This is a genomic window from Paraconexibacter sp. (assembly GCF_059438195.1).
The window spans coordinates 1-3,804 of sequence record NZ_JBLKKY010000130.1 but is presented as its reverse complement, the minus strand read 5'-3'; the positions used below and the strand labels follow the sequence as shown (position 1 = coordinate 3,804).

At 73.8% G+C, this 3,804-nt stretch carries 4 protein-coding genes; 3 read left to right on the top strand and 1 reads right to left on the bottom strand.

Annotation, left to right across the window (positions count from 1 at the left end; genetic code table 11):
* Positions 1-226: type II secretion system F family protein (locus tag ACME2J_RS22045; protein WP_495547099.1), on the top strand; the 226-nt coding region annotated here is incomplete at its 5' end.
* A 66-nt stretch (positions 227-292) separates the two neighbouring features.
* On the opposite strand, the gene ACME2J_RS22040 is transcribed toward ACME2J_RS22045, so the two are convergent.
* The gene (locus ACME2J_RS22040) at positions 293-1,855 is read right to left on the bottom strand and encodes a DUF3352 domain-containing protein (protein ID WP_495547098.1); all 1,563 of its coding nucleotides are present in this window, start codon (positions 1,853-1,855) and stop codon (positions 293-295) included.
* Between the two features lie 465 nt (positions 1,856-2,320).
* On the opposite strand from ACME2J_RS22040, the gene mraZ reads away from it, so the two are divergent.
* Together mraZ and rsmH are read left to right on the top strand one after the other, a co-directional pair.
* Positions 2,321-2,782 carry a division/cell wall cluster transcriptional repressor MraZ gene (gene mraZ / locus ACME2J_RS22035; protein WP_495547097.1) on the top strand — a complete coding sequence of 154 codons (462 nt, stop codon included), beginning with the start codon at positions 2,321-2,323 and terminating at the stop codon, positions 2,780-2,782.
* Positions 2,783-2,796: 14 nt separating this feature from the next.
* On the top strand, positions 2,797-3,750 hold the full coding sequence (gene rsmH / locus ACME2J_RS22030; RefSeq protein WP_495547096.1) for a 16S rRNA (cytosine(1402)-N(4))-methyltransferase RsmH: 954 nt from the start codon (positions 2,797-2,799) through the stop codon (positions 3,748-3,750).
* Positions 3,751-3,804 lie beyond the last annotated feature (54 nt).

Genomic DNA, 3,804 nt, shown 5'->3' with positions numbered 1-3,804 from the left:
CGCGCTCGTCGCGGCGCTCGGCCGCGCCGACCGGCACGGCGCACCCGTGGCGCCTGCGCTCGCCGCGCTCGCGGCGGACGCCCGGGCCGAGCGGTCGCGGCTCATCGCCGACCGCGCGGCGCGGGCGGCGCCGAAGATCCAGCTCGTCGTCGCGCTGCTCCTCGTCCCGAGCGTCCTGCTCGTCGTCGGGGCGGCGCTCCTCCCGGCGGTCGGCCTCGCCGGCTGACGCGGCCCGCGCGCGGCCCGACGCCGGCCGGAGAGCGTCCGGCCGGCGTCGGGATGGCGGGCGGTGCTACTTCAGCGTGATCGCCAGGCGCGCGCGGTTCGTGTCGCCGTCGCGCTTGCTGCCGGCGACGATCGCGCTGAACGCGTCGAGGTACGGCTTCGCGGACTGGAAGTCCGGGTCCGATCCGGCCCCGAGCGCCAGGAACGAGACGATGGCCTCGAAGTCGGCGTAGAAGGACGGCTGGATGCCGTCGCCGAGCTTGCTCGCCGCCGCCTTGAACTTCGCGCTCTCGCCGAGGGTGCCGTCCTGGTCCCCGGCGAGCATCGCCGCGACGACCTGCGGGTTGATGCCGATGACGAAGCGGTCGCCCTTGAGCCCGACGAGCAGCTCGAGCCCGGAGAGCCCGGTGTCGCCGAGATCGATGCGGAAGCCCTCGTCGGCCCCCTGCGGCGCCTCGGTCCTCACCGTCGCGCCGAAGCCGCGGACGACCGGGACGAGCTTCTCGATCGCCTCCGCGGTCTTCGCGGGATCGGTCGAGCGGACGACGAGCCCGCCGCCGATGTCGGCGATGCTCCCGCCCTGGATCGAGATCGCGCCCTCACCCATCCACGAGAGGAGGTCCTCCTCGAGGCTGATGCCGACCTGGCTCTCGAGCTGCTGGAGGAGCTGGCGCGGGTCCTGGCCGAGGATCGGGCCGGCGCCGAGGAGCTGATCCACGATCTGCTGGAGCGTCGGACCGACGGCGCCGAGCCCAGCGCCGATGACGGTGCTCTCCGGGAGGCCGGCGAGCACGGCCGCCGGGTCGCCCTTCGGCTCGGCGTCCGGGCCGCCGATCTGCGCGGCCTCGACCCGGATCGCGTCGTCGGCGACCGTGAGCGCGGCGCCGATCGTCGCAGCGTCGCCGAGCGCCTGCTTCAGCGGCTCGATCTGTGACGCGATGAGCGGCTCGCCCGCGGCGAGCGCGGTGACCGCCGACTCGAGGTCGGCGTAGAGGAAGCCGAGCGCCGCGTCGACGTCGACGCCGTCGCGGGCCTGCTCGAGGCGGTCGGAGCCGGCGAGCGTCTCGCCGGACTCCTCGGCGTCGACGACGGCCTTGAAGCCGGGCTCGCTCGCGATGACGAGCGCGTCGCCGACGATCCCGGCGACCATCTCGTCGTCCTCGTCGCGGAGGTACTTCACGCCCTCGTACTCGACCTCGGTCGTGCCGTCCTCCTCGAGGGACTCGTACGCCGCGTCGGAGTCCGTCGTCGCGACGGCGATCGCGAAGTCGGGGGAGCTCGTGTCGGTGAGCGAGACGATCCCGCCGCCGATGCGGTCGCCGAGCCAGGGCTCGATGTCCTTCTCGAACGTCGTGTCCTCGTCCTCGACGATCGTGCTCACGAGCGCCTTCACGCGCTCGCCGACGTCGTCGGTCCGCAGGACCTTGGAGGCGACCGCCTCGAAGTCGTCGCGGAGCTCGCCCTCGGGGCGGACCGTCAGCTCGAAGTAGACGGGCGCGCTCGCGGGCATGAGGGAGGCGGGGTCGAGACCGCCGTCGCTCTCGTCGTCACCGCATCCGGCGGCGACGAGAGCGGCACCGGCGAGGACGCCGGCGAGGGCGCGTCGCGCGGTGAGGCTGGGCTTCTGCACTGAGTGCTCCTGAGGATCGTGGAACCGCGCGGGACTGGCGCCCGCGCACGCGAGGAGTGGATCGTAGGGCGGGGAGCGGCGTCCTGCGACGACAGAACGCAGGTCGATCTCCCACTTCCTCCCACCCACAGGCCACCCGAGGGCTCGCCGGCCGATCTCAGGGGCGCGCGTCGCGTCTGCGCCGGGCGGGGAGCACGGCGTGTGGACGACGTGCAATCGCCGTTGCAGCGAAGCGGAAACCCCCATGGAGCGGCGAAAAACGGGCGGCGCAGCACGGCTGACGGCCGCCGGCGTCGCCCATTCGTGGAGAGCGGTGGAGAGATGTGTTGACGGGTGGGGGAGTGTGGGGTACCTTCGCGGCAGCGAACCGGGGTGGAGGGGCTCCTCCCACTCCTCCACCTCGGTTCGCGAGCTCTTTCCCCGCCCGAGCAGGACGCGATGGGCGGACCGGCCGGAGCCGCAGCCATGGCGCCCTTTCGCGGAACCTTCGACTACACACTCGACGCGAAGAACCGGCTCACCGTCCCGGCGAAGTTCCGTCCCCAGCTCTCCGACGGCGCGATCCTCGCGAAGGGGATCGAGAGCAACGTCGCGATCTGGGTGCCCGAGCGCTTCGACGCCTACGTCGAGAGCGCCCTCGCGGACTTCCACCCCCTCAGCCCGGAGGCCGAGAAGCTCACGCGCTTCTTCTCCGCGAACTCCGTCGACGTCGAGCTCGACTCGGCGGGCCGCGTCCCCGTCCCGCCCTTCCTCCGCGAGCACGCGGGCCTCACGAAGGACGTCGTCGTCACGGGCGTCGGCGACCGGCTCGAGGTCTGGGACCGCGAGCGCTGGACGGCCTACAACGACCGCCTCGCGACGGACGTCAGCGAGATCACCTCGCTCCTCGGCCGCCGCGGCGGCGCCACGCCCACGACCGCCGGCTGACGGTGCGCACGCTCATGACCGCACCGGCCCACGTCCCCGTCCTCGCCGACGAGGTCCTCGAGGTCCTCGACCCGCAGCCGGGGGAGACCGCCGTCGACTGCACCTTCGGGGCGGGCGGGCACTCCCGGCTCCTCGCCGAGCGCCTCGGCGCCGCCGGCGAGCTCATCGCGATCGACCGCGACCCGTCCGCCCGCGCGCGCTTCGAAGAGATGGCGGGCGAGGTGGAGTGCAGGACGCGCTTCCTCCACGGACCGTTCGCCGAGGTCCTCGACGCGCTCGGCGAGGAGGGCGTCCGGGCCGACGCCGTCCTCCTCGACCTCGGCATGAGCTCGATGCAGGTCGACGAGCGCGAGCGCGGCTTCTCCTACAGCGCCGACGCCCCGCTCGACATGCGGATGGACACGACGCAGGAGCTCACCGCCGCGGAGCTCGTCGCGACGTGGGACGAGCGCGGCCTCACGCGTGTGCTGCGCGAGTACGGCGACGAGCGCTACGCGCGGCAGATCGCGCGCGCGATCGTCCGGGAGCGCGACCGCGCGCCGATCACGACGACGACCCGCCTCGTCGACGTCGTGAGCGCCGCGATCCCCGCGCCGGCCCGCTTCGCATCCGGTCACCCCGCGAAGCGCGTCTTCCAGGCGATCCGGATCGCGGTGAACGACGAGTACCGCGAGATCGACGAGGGCCTCCCCGCGGCCTGGTCGCTCCTCCGCGAAAACGGCCGTTTTGCAGGGATCTCGTTCCACTCCGGCGAAGACCGGCGCGTGAAGCGCTTCCTCGCCGACCGGGCCCAGGGGTGCATCTGCCCCCCCGACTTCCCGGTCTGCGCGTGCGGCCGCACGCCGGAGGCCGAGCTGCTCACCCGCGGGGGCCTCACGCCGACGTCCGAGGAGGTCGCGCGCAACCCGCGCGCCGCCTCGGCCCGTCTGCGCGCCGCCCGCCGCATCCACGAGGGAGTCCACGGATGACGCCACCCGCCGCCGCCACCGCACGACGCGCCGCGCGCTCGGCCTCCCGCGCCG

Coding starts and splice junctions, on each gene's coding strand:
- mraZ (WP_495547097.1), top strand. CDS start 2,321: ATGGCGCCCTTTCGCGGAACCTTCGACTACACACTCGACGCGAAGAAC.
- rsmH (WP_495547096.1), top strand. CDS start 2,797: ATGACCGCACCGGCCCACGTCCCCGTCCTCGCCGACGAGGTCCTCGAG.